Source organism: Bacillus sp. REN3, from assembly GCF_017912555.1.
Lineage (GTDB): Bacteria > Bacillota > Bacilli > Bacillales > Cytobacillaceae > Mesobacillus.
In genome coordinates, this window is the sequence record NZ_JAERSD010000004.1 from 217,933 (window position 1) to 242,437 (window position 24,505).

At 43.6% G+C, this 24,505-nt stretch carries 23 protein-coding genes and 1 riboswitch; of the genes, 9 read left to right on the plus strand and 14 right to left on the minus strand.

The features are described 5' to 3' along the window. Positions 1 to 283: 283 nt before the first annotated feature. The 5 genes from JJQ88_RS05405 to sugE all read right to left on the minus strand — a co-directional run bounded on the left by JJQ88_RS05405 (position 284) and on the right by sugE (position 7,624). The gene (locus JJQ88_RS05405; protein WP_210364709.1) at positions 284 to 2,080 is read right to left on the minus strand and encodes a TIGR04190 family B12-binding domain/radical SAM domain protein; all 1,797 of its coding nucleotides are present in this window, start codon (positions 2,078 to 2,080) and stop codon (positions 284 to 286) included. A 670-nt stretch (positions 2,081 to 2,750) separates the two neighbouring features. Continuing rightward, positions 2,751 to 3,272, minus strand: coding sequence for a hypothetical protein (locus JJQ88_RS05410; protein ID WP_210364710.1), 522 nt, complete (start codon positions 3,270 to 3,272; stop codon positions 2,751 to 2,753). Beyond that, positions 3,265 to 6,000, minus strand: coding sequence for a DUF3289 family protein (locus tag JJQ88_RS05415; RefSeq protein ID WP_210364711.1), 2,736 nt, complete (start codon positions 5,998 to 6,000; stop codon positions 3,265 to 3,267). Before JJQ88_RS05415 ends, JJQ88_RS05410 begins: the two co-directional genes overlap by 8 nt. 799 nt (positions 6,001 to 6,799) lie before the next feature. After that, entirely contained in the window at positions 6,800 to 7,159 is a 360-nt protein-coding gene (locus JJQ88_RS05420) for a hypothetical protein (RefSeq protein WP_210364712.1), read from the minus strand. 141 nt (positions 7,160 to 7,300) lie between these two features. Further along, the gene (sugE, locus tag JJQ88_RS05425; protein WP_210364713.1) at positions 7,301 to 7,624 is read right to left on the minus strand and encodes a quaternary ammonium compound efflux SMR transporter SugE; all 324 of its coding nucleotides are present in this window, start codon (positions 7,622 to 7,624) and stop codon (positions 7,301 to 7,303) included. 52 nt (positions 7,625 to 7,676) lie between these two features. Then, positions 7,677 to 7,773: riboswitch (guanidine-I (ykkC/yxkD leader) on the minus strand. Between the two features lie 125 nt (positions 7,774 to 7,898). On the opposite strand from sugE, the gene JJQ88_RS05430 reads away from it, so the two are divergent. The 4 genes from JJQ88_RS05430 to JJQ88_RS05445 all read left to right on the plus strand — a co-directional run bounded on the left by JJQ88_RS05430 (position 7,899) and on the right by JJQ88_RS05445 (position 10,417). Further along, positions 7,899 to 8,177, plus strand: coding sequence for a hypothetical protein (locus JJQ88_RS05430; protein WP_210364714.1), 279 nt, complete (start codon positions 7,899 to 7,901; stop codon positions 8,175 to 8,177). Positions 8,178 to 8,365: 188 nt separating this feature from the next. Beyond that, complete coding sequence (gene atpB, locus JJQ88_RS05435; protein WP_210364715.1) at positions 8,366 to 9,088, plus strand: F0F1 ATP synthase subunit A; 723 nt, start codon at positions 8,366 to 8,368, stop codon at positions 9,086 to 9,088. A gap of 17 nt (positions 9,089 to 9,105) precedes the next feature. Continuing rightward, positions 9,106 to 9,492 carry an ATP synthase F0 subunit B gene (locus tag JJQ88_RS05440; RefSeq protein ID WP_210364716.1) on the plus strand — a complete coding sequence of 129 codons (387 nt, stop codon included), beginning with the start codon at positions 9,106 to 9,108 and terminating at the stop codon, positions 9,490 to 9,492. Further along, positions 9,473 to 10,417: a DUF3939 domain-containing protein gene (locus tag JJQ88_RS05445; protein WP_210364717.1), complete on the plus strand. Its 945-nt coding sequence runs from the start codon at positions 9,473 to 9,475 to the stop codon at positions 10,415 to 10,417. Before JJQ88_RS05440 ends, JJQ88_RS05445 begins: the two co-directional genes overlap by 20 nt. Before the next feature lie 109 nt (positions 10,418 to 10,526). Here JJQ88_RS05445 and JJQ88_RS05450 read toward each other — a convergent pair whose 3' ends face one another. Beyond that, a complete protein-coding gene (locus tag JJQ88_RS05450; protein WP_210364718.1) occupies positions 10,527 to 10,895 on the minus strand; it encodes a YidH family protein in 369 nt (122 codons plus the stop codon). 139 nt (positions 10,896 to 11,034) lie between these two features. Between JJQ88_RS05450 and JJQ88_RS05455 the strand changes: the two genes are divergently transcribed. Then, on the plus strand, positions 11,035 to 11,742 hold the full coding sequence (locus JJQ88_RS05455; RefSeq protein ID WP_210364719.1) for a DUF421 domain-containing protein: 708 nt from the start codon (positions 11,035 to 11,037) through the stop codon (positions 11,740 to 11,742). A 74-nt stretch (positions 11,743 to 11,816) separates the two neighbouring features. Beyond that, positions 11,817 to 12,140 (plus strand): ArsR/SmtB family transcription factor, encoded by a 324-nt coding sequence (locus JJQ88_RS05460; protein ID WP_210364720.1) that lies wholly within the window; start codon positions 11,817 to 11,819, stop codon positions 12,138 to 12,140. A gap of 60 nt (positions 12,141 to 12,200) precedes the next feature. On the opposite strand, the gene JJQ88_RS05465 is transcribed toward JJQ88_RS05460, so the two are convergent. The 3 genes from JJQ88_RS05465 to JJQ88_RS05475 form a co-directional block, all read right to left on the minus strand. Continuing rightward, positions 12,201 to 13,130 (minus strand): cation diffusion facilitator family transporter, encoded by a 930-nt coding sequence (locus JJQ88_RS05465; protein WP_210364721.1) that lies wholly within the window; start codon positions 13,128 to 13,130, stop codon positions 12,201 to 12,203. 373 nt (positions 13,131 to 13,503) lie between these two features. Beyond that, entirely contained in the window at positions 13,504 to 14,907 is a 1,404-nt protein-coding gene (locus tag JJQ88_RS05470) for a SpoVR family protein (protein ID WP_210364722.1), read from the minus strand. An 82-nt stretch (positions 14,908 to 14,989) separates the two neighbouring features. Then, entirely contained in the window at positions 14,990 to 15,310 is a 321-nt protein-coding gene (locus JJQ88_RS05475) for a DUF3889 domain-containing protein (RefSeq protein WP_246860944.1), read from the minus strand. A gap of 186 nt (positions 15,311 to 15,496) precedes the next feature. Between JJQ88_RS05475 and JJQ88_RS05480 the strand changes: the two genes are divergently transcribed. Next, on the plus strand, positions 15,497 to 15,751 hold the full coding sequence (locus tag JJQ88_RS05480; RefSeq protein WP_210364723.1) for a YhdB family protein: 255 nt from the start codon (positions 15,497 to 15,499) through the stop codon (positions 15,749 to 15,751). A gap of 1,124 nt (positions 15,752 to 16,875) precedes the next feature. On the opposite strand, the gene JJQ88_RS05485 is transcribed toward JJQ88_RS05480, so the two are convergent. The 4 genes from JJQ88_RS05485 to JJQ88_RS05500 all read right to left on the minus strand — a co-directional run bounded on the left by JJQ88_RS05485 (position 16,876) and on the right by JJQ88_RS05500 (position 22,678). Continuing rightward, complete coding sequence (locus JJQ88_RS05485) at positions 16,876 to 17,511, minus strand: response regulator (protein WP_210364724.1); 636 nt, start codon at positions 17,509 to 17,511, stop codon at positions 16,876 to 16,878. A gap of 41 nt (positions 17,512 to 17,552) precedes the next feature. Next, on the minus strand, positions 17,553 to 18,671 hold the full coding sequence (locus tag JJQ88_RS05490) for a GAF domain-containing sensor histidine kinase (RefSeq protein ID WP_210364725.1): 1,119 nt from the start codon (positions 18,669 to 18,671) through the stop codon (positions 17,553 to 17,555). Between the two features lie 280 nt (positions 18,672 to 18,951). Beyond that, positions 18,952 to 20,697, minus strand: a complete 1,746-nt coding sequence (locus JJQ88_RS05495) for a phospho-sugar mutase (protein WP_210364726.1) — start codon at positions 20,695 to 20,697, stop codon at positions 18,952 to 18,954. Between the two features lie 442 nt (positions 20,698 to 21,139). Continuing rightward, positions 21,140 to 22,678: a bifunctional GNAT family N-acetyltransferase/carbon-nitrogen hydrolase family protein gene (locus tag JJQ88_RS05500; protein WP_210364727.1), complete on the minus strand. Its 1,539-nt coding sequence runs from the start codon at positions 22,676 to 22,678 to the stop codon at positions 21,140 to 21,142. A gap of 190 nt (positions 22,679 to 22,868) precedes the next feature. On the opposite strand from JJQ88_RS05500, the gene JJQ88_RS05505 reads away from it, so the two are divergent. Together JJQ88_RS05505 and JJQ88_RS05510 are read left to right on the plus strand one after the other, a co-directional pair. Next, positions 22,869 to 23,306 (plus strand): disulfide oxidoreductase, encoded by a 438-nt coding sequence (locus JJQ88_RS05505; RefSeq protein WP_210364728.1) that lies wholly within the window; start codon positions 22,869 to 22,871, stop codon positions 23,304 to 23,306. A 1-nt stretch (position 23,307) separates the two neighbouring features. Next, positions 23,308 to 23,778, plus strand: coding sequence for a thioredoxin family protein (locus JJQ88_RS05510; protein ID WP_210364729.1), 471 nt, complete (start codon positions 23,308 to 23,310; stop codon positions 23,776 to 23,778). A gap of 286 nt (positions 23,779 to 24,064) precedes the next feature. Here the strand turns inward: JJQ88_RS05510 and JJQ88_RS05515 are convergent, their stop codons facing one another. Next, a complete protein-coding gene (locus JJQ88_RS05515; RefSeq protein ID WP_210364730.1) occupies positions 24,065 to 24,463 on the minus strand; it encodes a YhcU family protein in 399 nt (132 codons plus the stop codon). Positions 24,464 to 24,505 lie beyond the last annotated feature (42 nt).

Here is a 24,505-nt window from a genome sequence, read left to right on the forward strand (position 1 = left end):
GCTTCATAGTTTTTCGTTTTTTTACATTTTTCACGTACTACCCGACTTTAAACCTTTTTTGAAATGTTGAAATGTTGAGATAAGAAAAACCCGCCAATGGCGGGCCATAAGTCGATGAGGCAGCATGACGCGGAAGATCCCTATTTTTCTTATCTGGACTGGGCACTTGGCCGCACAGGACCCGGATCAGGAGCGCATCATTCCAGTTCAAAGAATCATCCTGTACCTGCCACAAAAAAAGCCCATCAGGAATATCCCAATGGACCGTTAAGATGGACACCAATCATGTTCGGCTTTTGGACGCTTGTGCGACCCTGCGGTTATTCGAAAAGAGCCGCTGCTTGATATTTACATAAATATCCTCAACAAGCAATTCTATGCCAATCGCTGTCAACGAGAAGATGTTCGCGTAGTGTTTTTTGACCTCCCATTTCAGTTCATGCTTACCGCAAATACTGTATTTGTTCACTTCCTCCATTTCCTTGCTCAGCAAGGCAAGCTGCTTGCTTTTTTCCTGCTCTGGCAAGTTGATGATTCCATCGATTTTTTCAATGTATTCAAGCGACTTGGCGATTTTTTCGTTGACTTCATCGTGGGTTTTCTTATCTACGAGATTGTATTTCAGCTTGAAGGCATTCAAGTTTTTGGCTGATTCGTAGGTAGATTTGACGATTTCGTCCCTCGTCATATAGTCGGTTTCAAAGCTGAGCATATACTTCCAGGAGGGCTGTGTGATTGCCTTCCGGTGGTCTTCGATTGAATGGCAAAACTTCTTGTAACCGTATTTCTCTGGATGCTCGAAAGCAGGGCTTGCAGGGTCAAGGAACGGCGCCAGCGGTGCGACAAAGTAAGACAGCCTTTTATCCTCGCCGCATGCGTTATGGATTTCTTCACAAAAATCGACATTATCAAGGGCGCTTTGGTAATCCTGATGCGGAATGCCAACCATGAAGAAAATATCGATTTTCTTGCAGCTATGCTTCAATGCTGCCTGTAGTGTTTCAATCACTTTCGCATTCGTGCAATTGAACTTGCCATTAAATCGGCGGATTTTCTCATCATGCGTCTCAAGGGTCAATTCAATGCTGTATTTTGGCACGACCTTTTCGATTTTCTTGAAAAAGTCTTCATTCGCGTATTGGAATAACTCAAAGACAAGTTCATTCTTCAGGTTGATTTTTCCAAGGCGCTCGAAAAACTCATCAACGTACGCATTGCCCGCCTGGCGGATATCATGCAGGATGAAAATCGGCGCCCTGCTGAATCTCTGGATAAAGAGGATATCTTCCACCAGCTTCTCAGGAGACCGGACCGCAAGCTTTTTCCGGTTGCAGTTATCTTTGTATGATTGCTTGGAGCCCCCGCAAATCAGGCAGCCCTGCGTACATCCCTTCGCTGTCAGGATGGCGGTGTTCGGGTACTGGAGCCATCCATTATAGGGAAGAGGATCTAGGAAGTTTTTGTACTTGAAAACCGATTTGATCGTATAGCGATAACCAGGAATATCGAATTCGTCCAGACTGTCAGGGACATGGCTCAAAGGATTATAGACTGGTTTCCCGCCGTCCTTCCAGGTCAGATTCGGGATGCCTCCGAAAAGCCGGGAGCCATTCTTGAACTGATTGATAAGAAGGAGCATTAATTTTTCAGTCGCATCCCCTCTCATAACAAAGTCAATGAACGGATATTCGATTAGTTCTTTATGATAATACGTTGCAGATAAACCGCCAAAAATCATTGGAGTATCAGGATGGAAGCCCTTAACGATTTTTGCCAGTTCAATGCTGCCATGGGCATGCGGCAGCCAGTGCAAATCGATTCCAAAAGCTTTAGTCTTTATTTTTTTCAATTTCTTCTCGACATCGAATTTCTCATCCATCAGCATCCGGTTGGCAATGTTGATGATTTTCACCCGCAGCCCTTGCCGTTCAAGGTATTCTGCAATGCTCGTCAATCCGATCGGATACATTTCAAAAACAGGGGATGACGGGACCACATCACTGATTGGCCCAGCAAGGAGCGCGTTTTTCCTGAAATCATAGACGCTTGGGGCATGAAGCAATACTAAATCGTATTTCAAAGGAATCACCTCGACAGAAAATTTGCTTCAATAAATAGGTAAATGTATGATTACACTTTAATCATAACCCTTTCGCTCTGCGCCCCATCTCCGCAATGATATCGATTTTGTGAACACCAACAACCACCTCGGAATGTAAGCGTTATCAATGCATATATATAGAGGTTTAGGGGATTTTTGAAAGTTTTGTGCATAAAGAATAACGTATGGCATGCATCAAGCCACTCACAGCAACCCAGCCGTACCACGCCAGATTTATTATTCCAGCCTGACTTAGTCCGGGGAGAGTATACATCCTCTTGCTGAAAAAATTCACTGTGAATGTATTCGATAAGGATAAGTAGCATATAAAATAACAGTCAATTAATACAGCCGCATTTTCCTTAAAGCTGCCGCTTCGTTTATGTTTTGTGGGCGCTGACACCAGCCTCTTCCAGACAAGTCCCGAAGATAAGCAATGTAATGATAACCCTTATCCCAAGAACTATAAGGCTGCTTTTCCATGAAATAGCAGCTGTATTTTTTATATTATCGTTTTAATAAGCTATGGATTCGAATCGGAAAAATGAGGGGACCATCATGGAAAATATCCATGATGGCCCCCAGTCTTTCATACAGTTTTCCTATCGCGTCTTCTCACAATGATCATTTCCGGTAGATGGATAGTGTCTCACTCAACAAGTTGGTCCTCAATAAAACGCAACCTCTTAATAATCTTTCCTTCCTTATTTTTAACATAAACATTGTATTCTTTTTCTGATTCAGCATCTGACCAAATTACATAAGCAATTAGATCATTTTTATGATGTTCCAGCCGATCTGTATTCATATAACTTTCATCAGGCTGCCAGTCTCTTGGCAAATCCTCACTTTCCCTATAAAAGGACAGATCAAAAATTCTGTTTTTCCCCTCCATTCCTTTCACTTCTTCTTCCACCGGATGTTCCTTACTGTATTTTCCTACTAATTCTTTCAGTTCTCTTGGATCTTTAGGTGGATTTAGAATCAGATAATGCTTTTTAACAGTCACATTTTCTTCACCCTTTTTATCCAAGATCTGTTCTGTATTGTCAATTTCGAAAACTCTTGTTTCCCCGCTATATACCTCATTATTTTCGCATCCAATTAAATTCATTGGAATTAAGAATATCCCAATCATTAAAACAATCATATTAAAATTCATTTTAATCACTTAATTTCCCCTCAAATGGGACATCCATTTCCATTACAGTCACAAAAGGCTTATACTTCCCATTGTATTCATCATAATGCTGTAAGACAAACCAGGAACGGAATCCTGCTAAATTGACATATACCTTCTCAACATCTGGCTGATCCAACCCAAAATGATCATATAGACGAACACGCATAACTCCTTTAAAGTGATTATCCTTTACAGAAAAATCTTTTACAGATACCGTATTCCCCCAGGTATCATTTACTGTAATGGTAAGTCCGCCTACTCGGTCACTCCAAGAGCTAAACGTTGGGTAACTAGCATTTCTCTGTATATTATTATAAAATTCATTTGTATCCTTTGTGCTTTTATCAAACTTAAGTGCTGCCAAGTTTCCTCCATTTTTCTTTAGCTCGTCGACTAAGGCATTTTTGACAAATTCGACATAGGCTTTCGTTGTTTCATGCTCACTTGCTTCTTTGGTTAAAGTCTCGTTACTGTAATGTTCACCACTTCCCTCCCTGAAATGATTGATCATGTCTAAAATGACATCTTCCATCTCCCCCATAGAGAACAAGCTTGTAGACATATCCTCGAACTCGTAAAAGAGAATACCCGGGAAATATGATTCAAGTAATTGGAGTCTGAACATCCAGCTAATGTCTTTTATTTGATCGTCGGTATAGTCATTTGTTTTCATATCATTGGCTACATTCCCATTTTCATCATGACCTTCTGGCCGGTCTGATTGAAAAATCACTGTATCGGTAAAATCAGAGTACAACGGTCTGGAATCTTCATTATCAAACTTGCCATCTCCGTCACTATCTTTTTGGTCAGGGAAACTGGTTGGAAAGAAACCTTCAAAATGAATTTTAACGCCAAAAATTTCTATCGTAAATGATTTTATTGGCCCCATTTCTTGCCCATCGGTCAAGCCGTCGCCGTCACTATCTTTCTTGTTCGGATCTGTGAAAATGATACCATATGGTGTTTTCATCCCCAGGATTTCATGGATGTCGGATAAGCCATCCCCATCTGAATCTTTTGTATCGATTCCTCCATCACCTGGCTCTTCGCTTGTGATATTGTTATCGCTGCTTGCAGCTTGGCCATCCATATCTGAGTAGTCCATTTTCTTGTTCCAAAGCTCCAACCATTTAGCCTTATCAACAACCAGATATTCACCAAAAGTGTGAGTTTCCGCACTTATCGTATTTTTACTTGTATCCACCACAGCGTTAAGGCTTTCGAACATTTCCTCGGCTTCATTGTAACGGATGATAGCCAGATCATCTTCCGACGTGTCTCCTAGCTTCGCTTCATCATACGTAAACGTAATGCTTGCCTTCTCAAATGTTGACTGGGTATTGATGCTTACAGGAGGGCCAACAATGCCGTGTAAATTAGTTGTTTTATGATTTACTTTGTTTGTACTGCTAATTCTAGTCGTTTTATTAATGTTATCCTTTGCGCTAAACTCCACTTCTACACTTTTGATTTCCGGTTTATCTGGCTGGATCAATGATTTGCTAATTGATTGTTTATAGAGTTCTTGAGAATCCCCGATTCCGTTATTGTCGCTGTCAGCAGCATTCGGATTTGTCTTTAAAGAATATTCATCTCCATCGCTTACCCCATCGTCATCTGTATCATACTTATTAGGCAATGAATTGAACTGATGTACTTCAAATCCGTCGGTTAAACCATCTTGGTCTGTATCTTCCTTAATCAAACTTGTTTGATACGCTTGCTCGTCTTTATTGCTCAGACCATCTTCATCGAGATCTTCATCTGCATCACTTATGCCATTTCGATCTGAATCATATTTTGTCGGGGAAATGGATGATTTAACCTCATATTCAATATTGTCCTGCAATCCATCACCATCTGTATCCTTCTTAAATGGATTCATTCCCTCAAGGAATTCTGTTCCATCTGTTATAGTGTCGCCATCCGTGTCAGCTGGGGATTCAAAGAACTCTTCGCTGAATGAATAGCCTGCTTTTTCAAGTCCGAATAACACTTGTTTATATGCATTCTGATAGGATTTTGATGCAGGGATATCCAGGTCTTTTTCAAGAAAATCATTACCTTTTTCAGACATTTTAATAGCATTATTCAAATGGGCTTTATGCCTATTTCCTTTGTGATCTGCTTGGTCGGAGATATCCTTTAAGATGCCGATCGCATTTTTATTGACAATTTTATCCGATAAATAAAAGTTAAAGAGTATATCTGCAAGTAAGACTTTAGTTGGTTTGTTAAAATCGTTATTTGCCGCATAGCCCGATAGATAGATCGTTAACTTGTGTTTGATTTGCAAGAGCCGATCACTTTTCAGAACCACCTCTTGTATGTACTCCTCTTGGACAGCCTGTTCATATTGGTTAATCAATCGTTGAAGTACAGCAGGGTCATTAAGATCTTTTTGTTTAAAGATCCCCGTCTCATCCTTTTCCGCCACCAGTTTAGGATCAAACTTAGCACCGGTTTCTTTCATTACTTTCTGGAAACGCTTTAATTCATTTATTGCAGTCTGATCATAGATTTGTGCGATTCTGGTGTCCTCATAGAATTCAAAATCACTTAACCACTGCTTTACATTCTCCTCACTAGACGCCTTCTTTTTTCCTTGTTCACCATTGTTATTGCCCTTGGCAACAACCGCTTGCCCAAAACTGCCAAAAATCATTGCAAAGATCAATAAATAACTCAACATACGTTTCACTTTATTTTTCATCGCAATAATCTCCTTTTAAAAGATTCATTGAACCTATTTACGAAATCGCAGTCCCCATCAAAAGAAAAATTGTCAAACTTCTTAAGATGGCGTCATTAAATCAACTCCCTACAAGTTTCATTTTCAATTGCGATAAAGGATGATTGAAAATTTATTACAAAAAAATGGAGAAGATGAATCGTCTGAAAAAACAAATACGGATATTTAAAATTCACCGGATATTCTTTGACCCTAAAATATTTTCGGCCAGTAAACTCATGATGAATCCCGTTTTGCTTCCCGCTGTTATTTATGAAACGGGTCAGGGGGGTGATGTTTTTAGTCCTTAGACTGTGGTGAAATGCAAAAAACAATGAAGAAGGATTAATTAAACAGTAATAATTCTTATAGTTGCTTGAGGGAAAAATTCATTTTTCTCCTTTCCTCCCTAAAAAGTAATTTTAAAAACTAATTATAAGTTTACAGATTTAAAAACTGGATTTTAAGGGAAGGATTTCCTAAATGCTTCCATCAGACTAAAGCATTAATGATTTTGATTAATGCAGCCGATTTTCCTCCAATACAAAATGGACTCTTTACTCCTCCTTGATCGACTACGCTGAGCGCTGGCTGACTAAGACTGCCGCATTCTGATGAAACATTGCCAATTGTACGTCCTGCTCGGCAAAGGGCTCAACTAGTGAATTCATTCCTTTGATATCATTGTGCGGACGATGGCACCTGGACCTGGAAATTTGCACAGGGAAATTCTATACTTCCCCACAAAAAAGACTGCCCTCCTGGAGCAGCCTTTTGCCATTCATCGTTTATCCTGGTCCACCATCAAAACCTGTTCTTCCATCCTTCCAATTTTGAGAAGATGGGAATCCAGTCGCTTATGGATTGTGTTGTATTCCGCGCTATTCCTTACTTCCGTTTTTTCCATCAATTCATGAAGTGCTTTTTCAATCCTTGCACTTTGCAATTCTTCCATCCGTTCAAGCGCCTCTTTGATATCGGTAATGTCTATTTGGTTTGAAGTAACACGGTGCTCAATGCTGTCAACTTTCTCCAGCCGTTCAAGCCGTTTTTCGATTCCCGCAGCCCTTATGTTCAACGCCTCAATCGAGTCTTTTATCCCTTTCAATGTATCAAGGATTTCATTGAAATTCCCTTCCATTATGCATTGCTCCCCTTTTTATTGGCTTAGGGTAATTTTATCACCATAAGACACATTGGTATGTTACAAAACTGGGAACAATCATTGTCTTTGTTCGAAGTTTCGCCACAAAATCCCCCAATATGATCGTAAAAAAATGGATTATTGGTTTCCGGAAGTGACCTTCAATCCAACAATCCCGATCAGTATAAAGGCGACAAACATCAGCCTGAGGATGCTCCTTGGTTCGCCAAACAGGACAATGCCCAAAATGACCGCTCCAGCCGCCCCGATTCCGGTCCAAACGGCATAAGCAGTCCCGATTGGCAGTGTCTTGACCGCCATCGATAAAAAATAAAAGCTGATCACCATGCCAATGGCCGTAACAGCCGATGGAACAAGTTTCGTGAATCCTTCCGTATATTTCAATCCGATTGCCCAGACAACTTCAAAAATACCTGCGATGACTAAGTAAAACCAGGCCATCTTCCTCTCCACCTTCCTCTTCACGAAAAAAACCCGAAAGATATCAACTGATATCTCCCGGGTTTTTGTCCCTCCGTGTACACAGGTGCTCCTGTGCGCCCTCTCTCGGACCAGGCCAGCTCAGCTGCGGAACCCTAGAAGACTTTTCATAGTAGGAATCGTAACATAATAGATCGAAGCAGTCAAAAAAAGCATATTTAGTCATTCCTGGGGAAGGGCACCTTCTAGCCATAATAAACCGTGAAAGGAATCCTGAGGGGTGCATCACAAATAAATGAGGCAGGCTAAAGACCAGTGTCAGCAGCGGATAAAAGAATTGCTTGCCCTGTTCCTTCCTTCCTCCCAATTATGCCTGGTGATTTCCACAGCCGCCATGGTCGGCAAGAGAGAAAAAATGATCATTAAAGCCTTGTTTTATGATCAAAAAGCGAATCCATGGAGCATCATACTGCAATCGTGCTTTCTTTATTATACAATGGTAGCAGGAGGGTTATTCCCTAGCTTGGATTCATGGTCCAAAACGGAAAACACTATTGCCATCATTTTTTATTAACCAAGTATTAAACCTGTAAAAACTGTACATAGATAATAATTCAGAATTTTTAGATTTTAAAGTCGTTTTCTGTTCCAGTTTCTCCGTTGATTAGATATAATAGAAGTAGGATAGGTAAAAAGAACCATAAAACATTTTTGCCTCTAAAGCTTTTCTGTTCTCCTGTCCACAGAAAGGGGGAACTTGTCATGCATTCAAATCCGCCGATCATTGAAATGTTCAATCTGCACTTCGACCTTTCGATTCTGCTGGCCAGTACAACATCCGCATTTTTGGTGATCCTGTTTGCATGGGCAGCGACTCGTCATTTAACTTCAGGCATGCCAGACCCTATGCAGAATTTGTTTGAATGGCTGATTGAAGTGGTCCAGAATATCATGGTGAATACAATGGGAAACAAAGACAACTTTTTCGTCCTCTCCACGGGTGTGTCATTGATGATGTTCCTGTTTATCGCAAATATTCTCGGTGTCCCATTTTCACTCACCGTAACCGGCGATGAACATGTCAACTGGTGGAAGTCCCCGACAGCGGATGCCCACGTGACCATGACCCTAGCCTTCATGATGATTGCCTATACCCATTTTATCGACATCAAGCTCCATGGTTTCAAGGGATATGCTGCAAGTTATTTCAGGCCCTTCAAAGCCATGCTTCCCATCAATCTCCTGGAACAGTTCTGCATGCCTTTAACGCTTGGAATGAGGCTGTTCGGCAATATCTATGCTGGTGAAGTCATCCTCGCCATTCTTGCCGGCGCGGTGGCCAAAGGCTGGCTTTACGCATTTTCGGCAGCGCTTCCAATGATGGTTTGGCAGGCATACTGCATTTTCATAAGTGTCATTCAATCCTACATCTTCGTCACGTTGACAATGGTTTATATTTCCCAGAGGGTCAATGGTATACATTGAAAGGAGATGAACATGAAATGGGCGATTTTAAGATCTTCAATCTGTCTGTTTCGCTCGGCACAATGATTTACCAGGCATTGTTATTCACGATTTTGGTCTTTATCCTCAAGAAATTTTTCCTCGGCAAATTGGTTGCTGTGATGGAAAAAAGGCAGAATACAATTGACGAACAATTACATCTGGCCGAAAAATGCCGGGTCGATTCAGAAAAAATGCTTTTTGAACAGCAGCAAGCAACTTCAAGGGCAAGACGTGAGGCCAAAGAACTCATCCTCCAAAGCCAGAAGCAGGCTGACGCCATTTTGTATGATGCCCGCAAAGATGCCATGAAAATCCGCTCCCAAGCTTATGAGGATTTAAAAAAACGAAGGGGCGTGAATAATCATGAAAAAAACATTTCTTAAGGAACACGGCACGATTTCCGAGATGCTTGAATTGACAAATGAACCAAAATGGTTCTATCTTGCGTATCGCAAGGGGGATTTCGAGAAAGCAACCTATATCTTGAAGAATGACCCCGAAGCAGCTTCAAAAGCCCTTGAACAGTTTTTCAATGAATACCATGTTTCAGAAAATATCAGAAAGGATGTGGAAAATTATTTGAAATCGAACCAGGACAGTCATTCCACATGGCAGGATTTCCTCCACTTCCTCGTCCAGATGCTCAGCCTGAACATTATGGCCGGCGCGATTTTCATCCTCGCCATATTTGGAGGCTACAAGCTCGGTGCCTCGTTCGACCTGAACCAGGGGATGTTCCCGCTGTTCACGATCATCGGCGTGCTTGGAGGAATGGTAGTGGGTGGTTTGGCTGGCTATTTGCTGATCTATAAGCACACCGCAGCGAAAAAGCGGAAAACAGAAACCAAGACCGAGAAGGTGGCTACCAAAACATGGCCAGTGATTGAAGCAGATATCCATGATGTGCGGAAGGCTATCAGGGTTTATTCAGATAAATTGCCAAAAGGCGTCTATCGGACCATCCTTGTCAAGGATGACAATAGCATTGATTTTGAACCGCTTGCTCCCTACTTGGGCGGAACCCCCTCACGCAAATTTTACATGTCAAAAGAAACCTACGATATTTTTGAAGAAAACCAAAGAGAAATCGCCGTCACGATTGATAGAGTCCAGAAAGCCGTCGACATGTACGTGAAGGAGCACAAACAATATCCGATGCTACCTTATGATCCGCTCAACAGGGTGAATTACTATCAGCTTCTTCAGACGAAATGCCTTGATTCACAGCCGGAAATCGAGCTGTATATCACGGATTATGATGGACTGGTTACACATATCAAACCGAAAAAAAAGAGTACCGGACAATAAAACGGGCTTCCAGTTACGGAAGCCCGTTTTATTTGCATGCTCCTCCTCTTTTGCAGGCACACCTTACATCTAATACTGCCATCCATGTCCTTTCCTAAAGATTCGCGGTTCAAAATAAGCTGGTAAACAAATACAACCCGAGTAAGAGAAAAATCATAAAAATAATAGCTGTTGACAGCTTAATCAGCTTGTTTGCAGATATGAATTTCTGGCTATTGATGTTTTTCCTTACCGTAAAATAATGCATAGTCGCAAAAAATAATATCACCAAACCGACCAGCAATGAAAAAATACTCACGAACACAGCGATTGTATCGGCAAACTGGCTTATAGAACGAATGTTGTTAAAATGGAGGCTTGACGCCAGAAAGCCAATTCCGATGATGGCAATCGAGGTCCTGACCCAGGCAAGATAGGTACGTTCATTCGCCAAGTGCTGCTGGATATATTTGGACTCCTCGCTTCTGCTCTCTCCCATACTTCTCATCCTCCTCCCTATCAGTTTAACATCAAGGACTGTTCCTAAACCTGTATATGCAAACCCACTTCCTTCCTGTTTGGCTTGCCAGTCCCAAGGGAATTAGTTTTCCATCGAGACTAAGGGAGTGAATGAACAAATGACTTATGGCTTGATCGCTTTGAAATTGATTCTTGGCCTCGCTGCCCTGGTCATCGTGACAAGGGTGCTTGGAAAAAAAGAAATGTCACAGATCACCCCATTTGATTTTGTCTATGCCCTTATACTGGGAGGACTAGTTGAAGAAAACCTCTTTAAAAAAAAGCCGGCTTCCATCTGGGAGATGTTATTTGGAATTGCCGTTTGGGCTGTATTGATTTACATTGTTGAAAAAGTCACCCAGAAGTTTGATAAGATGCGACCGATATTAAAAGGGCGGGAACAGAGTCTGATCGAAGATGGGGAAATCCAATTGGATAATCTTGATAAAGCAGAACTGGAAATGGACCAGTTACGGGCCCTGCTGAGACAGAAAGGGGTCTTTTCACTGAACCAGGTGAAACATGCCATTCTCGAAACAAGCGGTACCATCAGCGTGATGCTCAAGCCAGAGGAACAGCCGGTGACCTATTCGGGTATGGACATCAAGGCTCCAAACAGCGATATATCCGTCATAGTCGTGGATGAAGGGAAACCAAGGCATGAAAATTTGAAGAAAATCGGAAAGGATGAAAAATGGCTGGTCCGGTCATTGAAAGAGCATGGCATAAATGACTTACCAAATGTTTTTTTCGCTGAATGGTCAGAAACGGATGGTTTCTTCATCCAGCTAAACAAGAAAGGAAATCACGGCCGGCTGGAGCGGTGATTTTTCTTTTTGCCTGATGCGTTATAATAAAGGAAAAACGATTTCAAGTTGATTTTTAAAAGGGGGATGCTGATTTGGCCGAAAATGAACATAATGAATTACCAGTGTCCGAACTTGATGAGGAAACATTATTCATCGTTTCCCAGACCTTCAAAGCTCTTTCCGACCCTACAAGGCTGAGGATTTTGCACCTGCTGTTCCAGGGAGAGCATTCTGTTAACGAGATTGCTGAAAAGCTTTCCCTGCTGCAATCCACTGTCTCACATCAGCTGCGGTTTTTGAAGAATCTGAGGCTGGTCAAGTTCAGGCGTGAAGGGACAACACTTTTTTATACACATGATGATGAACACGTGATCGACCTTTTGAAGAAGAGCATAGAACATGCCAGCCATCATTGATCGGCTGGCATGTTCTCATTGGAATAAGGCTGCCCCCTTATAATCGAACCTATCCATATATTAGTTGCATGGCCTGTGTACACACGGACAGCCGTCTTGGTTTCCTTCAACCTGCAAGGTACTGTGCTCGATACCAAAACTGTCATGAAGCAGTTCCTGCGCCTCGTGAAGGACTTGGTCATGAAGACCTTCCCCTTCAATCGCGATATGGCCGCTCAGCATGAAAACACCTGAAGTGATCGACCACACATGGATATCGTGTACATCAGCCACATTCGGGATTTTCATCAGCGCAGCCCTTACTTCCTCCAGCTTGATTTCATCTGGGGCACCTTCCATCAAGACATGGAAGGACTCCTTTGTTACCCTCCATCCACTTATAATGATAAGGATAGCCACAGCAATACTTGCAATCGGATCTGCAAGCCCCCATCCGAAAAAGTAAATCAGCAAGGCAGCCGTGATGGCTCCTACCGATCCCAGCATATCCCCCAGTACATGCAGGAACGCACTTCTGACATTCAAGTTCCCATCCTTGTCCCCGCTCATCAGGATCCATGCAGCAGCGATATTGACAAGCAGGCCAATCACCGAGATTGTCAGCATCCCTAAACTCTGCACCTCCGGGGGGTTCAATAATCGATGGTATGCTTCAAAAAAAATGTAGATAGAAATGATGATTAGCGTCAGCCCATTCAAAGCCGCAGCAATAATCTCGAACCTTTTATAACCGTATGTCTTGGTATAAGTGGCTTTCCGTTCCCCCAACTTCATTGCGAACAGGCTCAAACCGAGAGCAGCCGCATCGCTTAACATATGTCCCGCATCGGAAAGGAGGGCAAGGCTGTTCGTCAGCGCCCCTCCAATCACTTCCACAACCATGAATGAAGCAATTAACAGAAAAGCCCAAAATAGCGCTTTTTTATTGTTAGAATGGTGGTGATGGCCATGTCCATGGCTATGGCCGTGGCCGTGCGAATGAGTTCCCATTCTCTGACCGCCTTTCTCCTTTACTTTTCTCTTTATATGAATATATGTTCATATATTTAATTATGACCCAGTAATGAAAAAGGTGCAATCTTTTTTATCATTCACGGGCTTCCTTCTTCTAATACCATTTTACTTGCGGCTTTACACTTCAAAAACCACTTTTAAATGAGTCCCGAATTAATGAAGGGACAAACATGGCCGAAGCAGAATATAACGGATATACTCGTTTTCCTTCCCTTCCCTGGCATCGTCTTCCGTTTGCGTCTTCATTTTCCTGATATTTGTCGTCCTCTCACTCCCAAGGAAATACCTTTTTTTCCACACACACAAAACCGGCTGCATTCACATGCAGCCGGCTACACCTTTTTTTGCTTTATAAATATTTCCGGTGAACCCCTTTTCCATCGTATGTGTAAAGCATCTCCCTGCCTTCCACTACCGTTTCGATATGGCATTTACGGCCCCAGAGCTGGTAAATGTAAGGAAGAACTTTCTCAAGATATTTAATATCCAGTTCGATTCCCTCGTAGCTGTGCATGATATACAGTTCCCCATTTTTCAGGTAGTCCCCATTGGTGACGGTCAAATACGGAAAACCGCCGTTTACCCTCATGCTGACAAGCTGGTCCCTGATCTGCTCCCAATCTTTGTCGACCACTTTATAGTCACGGCCCTGCTTTTGGAACAAATACATATCTTCACGCATGACTAGATCCTTCGTCAAATAATTGCGCAGGAAGGAGATGTCTGATTCAATTTCCCGTACCTCAAACATTTTATTACGCCCGGAGTCTGGTTTTACCCCGCGGCGTTTCATTTCCTCATCCGGATTATTATAACGCTCTTCAATATCTTCAAAAATCTTTATTCCTAAATAATATGGATTGATTCCCGTCTTTGATGGCTGGACAACACCTGCATTCAGCTTCGCAAATTCAATCGCTTCTCCGCTCGTCAGATCCATTTCCCTGAGGATCCGCTGGTGCCAGTAGGAAGCCCAGCCTTCGTTCATGATTTTCGTTTCCAGCTGCGGCCAGAAATAGAGCATTTCTTCGCGCATCATGGTGAGGATGTCCCGCTGCCAATCGCTCAGCTCCCTGCTGTAGCTTTCAATGAAAAGCAACAAGTCTTTTTCCGGACGCGGTGGAAATATTTTTTGTTTTGGGGCTTTTTCTTCATGCTTGCTGGAATCCAGGTTCCATAAATCATCGTAAGGCGTGGACGCTTGCTCTGGAACATCGTCTTCTTCATCCTCTATGGACCAGCTGAGTTTCGGTCTCATCAAGGATGGATCAATATGTTCCTCAATCGCGAGGACTGCATCAAGGAAAGCTTCCACAGCTTGTTTGCCGTGTTCGATTTCATATTTCCTGATCCTTTCAGCTGTCGCAGCCATACTTTCGACCATATCACGCTTCGTATTTTGAAAGCGGACATTATTTTTAAAGAAATCACAATGCGCCAGGACATGCGCGACAATCAATTTATTCTGGATCAGCGAATTGGAATCAAGCAAGAAGGCATAACAAGGATTTGAATTAATGACAAGCTCGTAAATTTTGGAGAGGCCAAGGTCATAATGGAGCTTCATTTTATGGAATTGTTTTCCGAAGCTCCAATGGGAAAATCGCGTTGGCATCCCATATGCTCCAAATGTATAAATGATTTCAGCAGGACAAATCTCATATCTCATCGGGTAAAAATCCAACCCGAAACCTTTCGCGATTTCGGTAATTTCTGCAATGGCATGTTCCAATGATTTTTGATCTTCTGACACCTTCTCTCCCCCTTTCCGTGTCTTACCACAATGTATGAAAGAAAAGGGAGAAAGATGAGCGGCTTACAGCCATCAAAAAAAATTACTCGCCAGGTTCCTCTGTGACAACTAATTGGAGTGTCTTCTTATCCTTCAGATGATGGCTGATTTGGACTGTGACAAGTTTCTGTCTGCCCCCTTCCATGACTTTGAAATGAAAGGAATCAACCACTTCATCAGCGCTGACTTGTCTCCTGCCTAAATACTCGTAGTCACGCACTTCCTCACCAGGGAAATCTTCCTTGATGACAGAGGTGGCAATCCGCCCATACTTTTCGTACCCTGGTTCCTCTGCCCATGCCGTTCCAATCACATTCAAAAAAAGAACGATTGTCGCAAAAATTGCTCCCATAAAATTTCTCATGTACTTCCTCCTTTCTTTTTCGTTAGTGTTCTGCATTTTTCAACTGAATATGTAATCAGGAACATCATCAACAATATACAGTTAAAAGTTGATAATCCTCCAAAACCATGTTGCCCAACATTTACTGAGAAAGTTCCCGACTTAACTCCATATAATATAATCAACTCCTTACAAGGAGGTACGGATATGAGCCATTCGGATTATGACCGGGCTTTATATTATACGCATCGGTCTGAATGGGATAATCTTCTCATTCTAATGGTCAGGACAGACGACCACTTCCTGGCCAAAAGGATTGAACATTTTCTACACGCCTATAATTTTGAAAATGATTATTCCATTATTGAAAAGCGCCTGTATTCCTTGCTTAGATATATCGATCACGCCAATGAAGCCGCCGATGATGACTTCCTGGAAACCGCTGTCCCTGGTTTAATTTAACAAAAGAATTCCACCAAAAAACACGGTCGCCTTCTTTAAAGGTGCCGTGTTTTCTTTTTTTTATTCCCTTCATCTGAAGTTCCCTTTTCGGCTAATCGAGCACCCGTTAAGGTAGGATCTGATTAGGATCGTTCCCTTCTTGCCTTTTGGGGGATCCTTATTGGTAGGTACTATCTGACCAATTTAACGTGTCCGTTTTTTAGTGTAACTTTATATCTGACCCCGCTCGTTTCCGTTTTTCAGGCCGATTACCACTTTGGGCTCGATTGGCGGCTCCCTTTCGTTCCCTTTTGGCCTTCCCGGGAGTCCCTTTGGGCACAAGAAGACCTCTTGCGGTACCTTTCCACCTTCCCGGGAGACGATTTGGGCACCGCTCTTGCGGTACCTTTGGGCCCTCCCGGGAGACGATTTGGGCAAGAAAGACGCTCTTGCGGTACCTTTCCGCCCTCCCGGGAGACGATTTGGGCACGAAAGACGCTCTTGCGGTACCTTTCCGTCTTCCCGGGAGACGATTTGGGCGCGAAAGACGCTCTTGCGGTACCTTTCCACCTTCCCGGGAGACGATTTGGGCGCGAAAGACGCTCTTGCGGTACCTTTCCGTCTTCCCGGGAGACGATTTGGGCACGAAAGACGCTCTTGCGGTACCTTTCCGCCCTCCCGGGAGACGATTTGGGCACGAAAGACGCTCTTGCGGTACCTTTGGGCCCTCCCGGGAGAAGATTTGGGCACGAAAGAGGCTCTTGCGGTACCTTTCCGCCCTCCCGGGAGACGATTTGGGCACGAAAGACGCTCTTGCGGTACCTTTCCGCCCTCCCGGGAGACGACTTGGGCACGAGAAGACCTCTTGCGGTACCTTTCCGCCCTCCAGGGAGACGATTTGGGCACGAGAAGACCTTTTGCGTTACCTTTCCGCCTTCCCGGGAGTCCCTTTGGGCACGAGAAGACCTGCATCGTTGCCTTTTAGCTTTTTCAGGATCGCATTTGAGCTCGATCGGCTCCCTTTCGTTCCCTTTCCGCCTTTACCAGCACCTTTACCAGCACCTATTTGAATACGATCATCTCTAAATCATTCCACCATAGGATTTCTGTTCTTTTGTCTCTCAGATTAAAGGCGGCTACCAGCCTCACAGATCATTTTTCACAGCAAAAAGTGCAGCCTGAGTCCGATCGGCAAGCCCAAGTTTCGCAAGGATATTGGATACATGGGTTTTCACTGTTTTTTCTGTGATGAACAATGACGAAGCAATTTCTTTATTGCTTTTTCCTTTGGCGATTTCCTTCAGTACTTCCAGTTCTCTTTTTGTCAAATCACTGATTGGATTCTTCTCCTGTCTGCTCCTGCTGGTAAGATGCTTCAATACCAGGGAGGTTGCCTTCGGATGAAGCTGATCTTCCCCCTCCACAACCTTTATCAGCGCTGCCGCCAATTCATCCGGTTCGATATCTTTCAGCTGATAGCCGGATGCTCCTGCCTCTATGGCAGGTATGACATGTTCCTGATCGGCAAAGCTCGTCAGCATCATGATTTTCACATCAGGCATTTCTGCTTTTATCAATTTGGTCGCCTCGATTCCATCTATTTCAGGCATGATCAAATCCATCAATATAACATCGGGGCGAAGCTCCCTTGCCAGTTCGACAGCTTCCTTCCCGTTTACTGCTTCACCAACAACCTCGATCTTTTCCCTGGTTTTAAAGAAGAAAACCAGCCCCCTGCGTACGATATGGTGATCGTCTGCAATCAAGACCCTTATTGCCATAAATCACGACGCCCCTCTCTTTTTCAATCACTGCTCTCGCTTCAAACAGGAAGGGAGACGGAGATTTCCGTTCCCTTGCCAAGGCTGGTGTCCAGCACGAACTTGCCTCCCAACGCTTCTGTCCTTCCCTTCATGCTTTTTAAGCCAAGAGACGGAATCGCTTTTTCCGGATCGAACACAAAACCGCAACCGTCATCCTTTATTGTCATCCGGATTTCCTCCTTGCTGTTTTCCAGCTGGAGGATGACACTGCTTGCCTGGGAGTGTTTTTTACAATTCGCCAATGCTTCTTGGCCAATACGCCAGAGAGCCTCCTCGACCTTTCCTGGCAAGCTGGAAACCCCTTTAACTTCTGTTTCAAGAGACAAACCGATCATTTCAGCATATCCAGCAAGTGCACAGACAAGGCCGTTTTCAAGTCCAAAGGGTCTTAGCTGCCAGATCAACGCTCTCATTTCTCCTTGGGCTTTCTGTGCAAGATCCTGGATATAAGAAAAGGTATCCTTAATATTTGGAATATCTGTCATTTCCGCTCCGGCGCGTGCTGTGAGGCTAAGCGAAAACAATAGCTGGTTCACAGAATCATGCAAATCTCTTGCAAGCCTGTTCCTTTCGGCTGCCAAGGCGAGTTCCTGTTCTTGCTGGGTCAGCCTGATTCTTTTGATTGCTGTTCCAATCTGGAACGCGACGGCTTCGAGTAAGGCAAGCTCCTCTGCTTTAAAATGCGTTTTATAAGGCGATCCTACATTTAGAACGCCGAATTTTTCATCCCCTGCTCTTAATGGAACCGTAGCGTGGTGGGTCAAGCCGTTTGTTTCCCCTGTCTTGTGGTGGATCGCATCTTCAATCCGCTTGCATTCAAAGATATTCGTCGCTTTATTGAGGCGGCCATCGTTGAATCGGTCCACGCACCAACAGTCGCCGCTGCACATCGGTGCATATTGGTCCAAGGACAGAGCAGGCGGCAATTCCGCTTTTGCTGCAAGCTGAAAATCGCCATCCTTGTCGATCAAAAAAATCCATCCGGTTTCAAGCCCGATGATGTTCAGAAGCTTCTTCAAAACCTCAGGAAGCACATTCCTGATTTCCGTGCCTTCATTTAATAGCTCGGCGATTTCTTTCAATATTCCAATTTCTGTTTTGTTCTGTCCAACTGCCAAATCTTTTCACCTCATTTCTTCCATTATATCCTTTCCTGAAAAAATCCGTCTTGAAAAAAAGTCTGATTTTTCCTCAGTCAAAAGTCGCAGAAAAAGCGACCCAGGACAGGAGATGAAAATGGTAACTTTGCTTAAGCTATTTTCGATGGACAAGGACAGAATCCAGTTAAGAAAAAATCCGAAGAGAAGACCTCTTCGGATTTTTCCATATTGAGCGGTCTGCTGATGCAGGCCTCGGCTGTAAATGCCCGTTCCACATCCAAAATGGAGATGGTGGGTTCTATAATTTTTTCGCTTCTTCCATTTTTTCTTCGACTAGCTTCATGAAATCCTGCTCGATCATTTGCAGCTTTTGCTTGCTGGCGAAAAGGCTGCTGTCCTTCACGCCAAAATAAAACTTAATTTTCGGCTCTGTTCCGGAGGGGCGAAGGCATAACCATGAACCATCCTCGAGATGATATTTAAGCACATTCGAAGGCGGCAGGCCGATTTTTTCTTCTTTATTGTCTTCCGTTACCCTGACCCTTGTGAGATAATCCTCAACTGCAGTCACTTTCAGGCTGCCAAGATGTTTTAACGGCTCCAAACGGAATACACCAAGTGTTTTCTGAATCAGTTCTGCGCCCTCTTTTCCTTTTAGGGTAAGGGAACGGAGACCTTCCTGATAATATCCGAACTCCTTAAATACACTTATTAGAGCTTCATATAAGGACATCCCCTTCTTTTTATAATAGGCACAGACTTCCACTGCAAGCATTGCAGCCTGGACAGCGTCCTTATCACGGGCAAAATCACCGATCAGATAACCATAGCTTTCCTCATAGCCAAACAGGAACTTATATTCCCCGGATTCCTCATAAGACTTGATTTTTTCAGCGATGAATTTGAACCCCGTCAATACATCGATTGTCTCAGCACCGAAAGAGGATGCGATTGCCCTGCCAAGTTCAGAAGTAACGATTGTCTTCAAGACAACGCCATTAGCCGGCAGTGTTCCTTTTGCTTTCTTTTGTTTCAGGATATAATGGAGCAGCAATGAACCAGTTTGGTTTCCAGTCAGGACAACATACTCTCCCTCAGGATTTTTCACAGCTACTCCGAGGCGGTCTGCGTCAGGATCTGTGGCGATCAATAAATCTGCATCTATTTTTTTCCCTTCCCGGATAGCGAGTTCAAAAGCGGCATGCTCTTCAGGATTCGGACTCTTCACCGTGGAGAATTCGGGATCAGGCTTTTCCTGTTCCTTGACAACGACCACATTTTGATACTTCATAGCTGTAAGGATATTCCTCACCGGAGTATTGGCTGTACCATGAAGAGGGGTGAATACAACCTTGACATCAGTCTCATCTGCTAATGAAGGATTTTCGGAAATCGTCATCAATTTTTCCAGATAAGCCCGGTCGACTTCTGGTCCGACCATCTTGATCAAGCCCTTTTCTTTGAGCTCCTGTTCAGCTAGCACTTCAATGGATAGTTCGTTCTCAATTTCATTCACTTTGGCGATGACCCTGTCGGCACCCGCAGGAGGCAGTTGGCCGCCATCATCTCCATATACTTTATAGCCATTGTATTCAGGCGGATTGTGGCTTGCGGTAATGACAATCCCGGCAATTGCATGAAGGTGTCGGACAGCGAAACTGAGCTCCGGGGTTGGCCTCAGCTCCTCGAATACATAAGTCTGGATCCCGCGAGTCGCGAGCGTCTTTGCTGCTTCCATCGCGAATTGCGGTGATTTGTGCCGGGAATCATACGCAATCACGACTCCGCGCCGCTTTGCTTCTTCCCCATTTTCCTCTATGTATGCAGCAAGGCCAGCTGATGCCTTCCTGACCGTATATAAGTTCATCCTATTTGTACCCGCGCCAATTTCTCCACGCATGCCGCCGGTGCCAAACTCCAGATCCTTATAAAAGCGTTCTTCCAGTTGCTGTTCATTCTGTTTAATGGACTCAAGCTCTGCCTTAATTTCTGAATCCAGTCCAGAAAAAACCAGCCATTTCTCGGCCTTTTGTTTCCAATCCATTGGACGCCCTCCCTATCATAGTTTTTGATCTCATTGCCATTATAAAGCAAGACGGGGCAAGAGTTGAAACGTTATTTATTTTACGCCTGAAATAAACCTACTCTTCTGGTTGGAAAAAGAATGAACTTTCATGTATGCCCATTCTTTCGACAGCCCAGGGGAAGCTCCCTATTATCTTCTGCATAGCGGGCTTGCGAGGATGTCTAAGTTTGATGTTGCCGAACTTCCGGCCCAAGCTGCATCCCTGCTGTCATGAGTACACAGCGCATCAGCAAATGCTGCATTCCGTTCTCCATTCTCTTCGTCTCAGGGGGCTCATCAAAGCAGGAACGCCCATTCGCAAACTTTTCAACGTAAAAACTGGTCGGGCAATGATGCTTGACTCGTTCTTCCTCCTTTTCCTTTTCAGTGAAAAAGGCATGCCCTCGGGCTGCCTTTTCGGTTATTTTTTATACTGGATGCTATATATATCATGGCGGCGATCTTTGAGCTGGCGGACTGTTCCATCCTGGCGCTGGCGCCTTAGCACTTCCAGGTCAACGTCCCCAATCATGACCATTTCGATATTCGGGTTCGTTTCCCCGACAATCCCATCCCGCGCGAATTCAAAATCAGATGGCGAGAAAATTGCCGACTGCGCATATTGGATATCCATATTTTCCGTTTGCGGCAGGTTCCCTACTGTTCCGGAAATGACAGTATAAACCTGATTCTCTATTGCCCTTGCCTGTGAACAATAGCGAATCCTTAAATAGCCATGGCGATCCTCTGTACAAAATGGCGTGAAAATGATTTTCGCCCCCATATCAGTCGCAAGTCTGGCCAGTTCCGGAAATTCGATATCATAACAAATAAGGATTGCAATTTTGCCGCAGTCTGTATCAAATACTTTTAGTTCATCACCGCGGCTGATTCCCCACCACCTCCGTTCATTCGGCGTGATGTGAAGCTTGTATTGTTCCTCGATCGTGCCATCACGGCGGAACAAATATGAAATATTATAGATTTCTTCATCTTCTTCTTTTACAAAGTGGGAGCCGCCGATGATATTGATATTGTAGCGGACCGCTAAATCCGTGAACAACTCGATATATTGCTCTGTATATTCCGTCAGTTTGCGGACTGCAAGGGAAGGGGTCTTCTCATCAAGGAAAGACATCAGCTGTGCTGTGAAAAGTTCTGGGAATACAGCAAAGTCCGAGCCTGCATCTGAAGCCACATCCGTAAAGTACTCAACTTGATGGGCAAAATCTTCAAAGGAACTGATCTGCCTCATCATATATTGGACCACGCAAATGCGGACCGGATTGCTGGTTTTGAAGAAGCGCTTCGTCGTCGGCTGGTAATCGACATTGTTCCATTCCATCAAAGTCGCATATTTATTGGACTGGAGATCATCCGGCAAATAATTTGGATTGATCCTCATGAGCGTGAAATCATTCCTTAGCTGGAAGGATAACACGGGATCATATATTTTATGGGAAGCTACCTGGCGGACATATTCCCTGGGGGACATCTCACCGGAATATAAATGGTAGTTCGGTATCCTTCCCCCAATGATGATGCTTTTTAGATTCAGCTGTCTCGCAAGGTCCTTCCTTGCTTCATAGAGGCGGTAGCCTACCTTCATCCGCCTGAATTCAGGATGGGTCATGACTTCGATTCCGTAGAGATTATAGCCATCGGGATTATGGTTCGTTATATAGCCATTATCTGTAACATCGTCCCAATTATGCCGATCGTCGTACTCATCGAAATCGATGATCAGGCTTGAGCATGATCCAACAATTTTCCCATCATATTCAGCAACGAATTGTCCTTCGGGAAAAATTTCAAGATGGCTTTCAAGCTGTTCACGCTCCCATGGGATCATTCCTGGGAAACAACTGCTTTGCATTTTGATGATTTCATCCATATCCTCATGTCTTGTATTACGGATGATCATTCTCTTCTCAAATTTGGAGAGGTCCAATTCCGACATACAGTCTTACACACCTTTCATCTATCTATAAATACATATACCTATACCCTATCTTGCTCATATTTTAGCTTCCCCTTCAATATTTTTTAAAAATCAGCCGTTTCAAAATCATGAAATCCTGATTGAAAATTTCTGAGGTTTTCCTTAAGATGTAATGAGGGAGACAGTCTATACCAGAGGAGAGATAGAGATGGCGGATGAAAAGAAGGATTCAAGGGAGACTTTTTTATTTACAGCTTGGGCTGCAGCTATCATTGCGATGTTCGGCAGCCTTTATTTTTCGGAAATCCGCCAGTATGAACCATGTGAATTATGCTGGTACCAGCGTATATTGATGTATCCTTTCACAATCATCCTCGGGATGGCGATTGTCAGGAAAGATTATCGGATTTCCCTGTATTCTATGGTGCTGGCTGCAATTGGTGCCATCATTTCGCTTTACCATTATTCATTGCAAAAGGTTCCATTCATGGCAGATAACGCTGACACTTGCGGAAGGGTTCCTTGCACCGGCCAATACATCAACTGGTTCGGCTTCATTACGATTCCCTTACTGGCACTCACAGCATTCATCATCATTTTTTCCATGAGCCTGCTGATATGGAAAAAGACTAAGGAGGCAGCATAGTATGAAAAAAATCATCATTTTCCTCGTTATCATAATTGGTTTATTCGCTGCTTTATTTTTTGTGAATAATGCGCAAAAGGAAGAGAAATCCAAAGGGAATCCTTATGGAAAAAGCTCTTTGCACCCGGAAACGGTTAAACAGCTGGACGATCCAAATTACCAAAACATCATCACGCCTGATGAATTGGATGAAATCATTGAAAATGGCGAAGATGCTACAGTCTATTTTTACAGTCCGACATGCCCTCACTGCGTGCGTACCACACCTGTCGTTGCTCCGCTAGCAAAGGAGATGAAAGTTGACCTGCTTCAATTCAATCTGCTTGAATTCGAAAAAGGCTGGAATGACTATGGCATCGAAGAGACGCCAACCATCGTCCAATATAAAGATGGAAAAGAAGTGAACCGGATTGTCGGTTATAACGAAGAGCCTGTCTTTAAATCCTGGTTCGAAGAAAATAGTGTTAAATAATATGGAATGTGATTGCTGACATATCGTTTGAAAGCAAATCAAAACGATGGAGAAGTAATGAAGGTGTGAGACGCTGGCGGGAGCAAGTTGGACAAGCGGTACCCGGCAGGCGCTGTGCGCCGCAACTTGCCTTTTGGAAGGCGACAGCCTAAGAGAGGAGGTCCGTGACATTACTTGAAGAGCAGCAATGTTTACGAAGAGAGCCTATGAAAAAGAACACGCCTGCATGAAGCAGGCGTTTGTATTTGGCGTCATACATTTCATAAGTACTGTTTTGATGATCCTTTTAAAGCAGCAATCTGTTTGCTGCTTTAGTGTATGTACTTATATAGTCGAGATGGACGTGTCTGGATTCAGAGAACTGATGATAGTTGAATGGGAAACAGATCCCGTAATCTGTCAATGTCTGGACATTCCGGCGGAACATTTGCTGGTATCTCTCCGGTATATGCCCTGCCTCTAGTATCGAGATCAGCGTCTGCATGCACGTGATGACCTTGAAAGCGTCGCCTAATGTACTGAACCGATCAAATTGGTCAGGCCTGGTCTGCAATATTTCCAGCCTTTCAAATTCTTCAATGTCTTCGTCGCTGAAGTATAGCGGGAACACATCAGTATAAAAATACCTTGACAGTTCACGGATTTTCTCTTCCTGTCCTGGTGTAGATGAAAAAACGATTTTCAATGAGGGACCCACCTTTATAACAATTGAAATCTTTCCGTAATA

Bases quoted from the DNA above. Each gene is read 5' to 3' on its own strand.
- sugE (WP_210364713.1), bottom strand. From the start codon at position 7,624: ATGGCCTGGTTTTACTTAGTCATCGCAGGTATTTTTGAAGTTGTCTGG.
- JJQ88_RS05440 (WP_210364716.1), top strand. From the start codon at position 9,106: ATGGGCGATTTTAAGATCTTCAATCTGTCTGTTTCGCTCGGCACAATG.
- atpB (WP_210364715.1), top strand. From the start codon at position 8,366: ATGCATTCAAATCCGCCGATCATTGAAATGTTCAATCTGCACTTCGAC.
- JJQ88_RS05430 (WP_210364714.1), top strand. From the start codon at position 7,899: ATGAGGCAGGCTAAAGACCAGTGTCAGCAGCGGATAAAAGAATTGCTT.
- JJQ88_RS05510 (WP_210364729.1), top strand. From the start codon at position 23,308: ATGAAAAAAATCATCATTTTCCTCGTTATCATAATTGGTTTATTCGCT.
- JJQ88_RS05445 (WP_210364717.1), top strand. From the start codon at position 9,473: ATGAAAAAAACATTTCTTAAGGAACACGGCACGATTTCCGAGATGCTT.
- JJQ88_RS05485 (WP_210364724.1), bottom strand. From the start codon at position 17,511: ATGGCAATAAGGGTCTTGATTGCAGACGATCACCATATCGTACGCAGG.
- JJQ88_RS05450 (WP_210364718.1), bottom strand. From the start codon at position 10,895: ATGGGAGAGAGCAGAAGCGAGGAGTCCAAATATATCCAGCAGCACTTG.
- JJQ88_RS05465 (WP_210364721.1), bottom strand. From the start codon at position 13,130: ATGGGAACTCATTCGCACGGCCACGGCCATAGCCATGGACATGGCCAT.
- JJQ88_RS05455 (WP_210364719.1), top strand. From the start codon at position 11,035: ATGACTTATGGCTTGATCGCTTTGAAATTGATTCTTGGCCTCGCTGCC.
- JJQ88_RS05475 (WP_246860944.1), bottom strand. From the start codon at position 15,310: ATGAGAAATTTTATGGGAGCAATTTTTGCGACAATCGTTCTTTTTTTG.
- JJQ88_RS05420 (WP_210364712.1), bottom strand. From the start codon at position 7,159: ATGGAAGGGAATTTCAATGAAATCCTTGATACATTGAAAGGGATAAAA.
- JJQ88_RS05500 (WP_210364727.1), bottom strand. From the start codon at position 22,678: ATGTCGGAATTGGACCTCTCCAAATTTGAGAAGAGAATGATCATCCGT.
- JJQ88_RS05505 (WP_210364728.1), top strand. From the start codon at position 22,869: ATGGCGGATGAAAAGAAGGATTCAAGGGAGACTTTTTTATTTACAGCT.
- JJQ88_RS05415 (WP_210364711.1), bottom strand. From the start codon at position 6,000: ATGAAAAATAAAGTGAAACGTATGTTGAGTTATTTATTGATCTTTGCA.
- JJQ88_RS05495 (WP_210364726.1), bottom strand. From the start codon at position 20,697: ATGGATTGGAAACAAAAGGCCGAGAAATGGCTGGTTTTTTCTGGACTG.
- JJQ88_RS05480 (WP_210364723.1), top strand. From the start codon at position 15,497: ATGAGCCATTCGGATTATGACCGGGCTTTATATTATACGCATCGGTCT.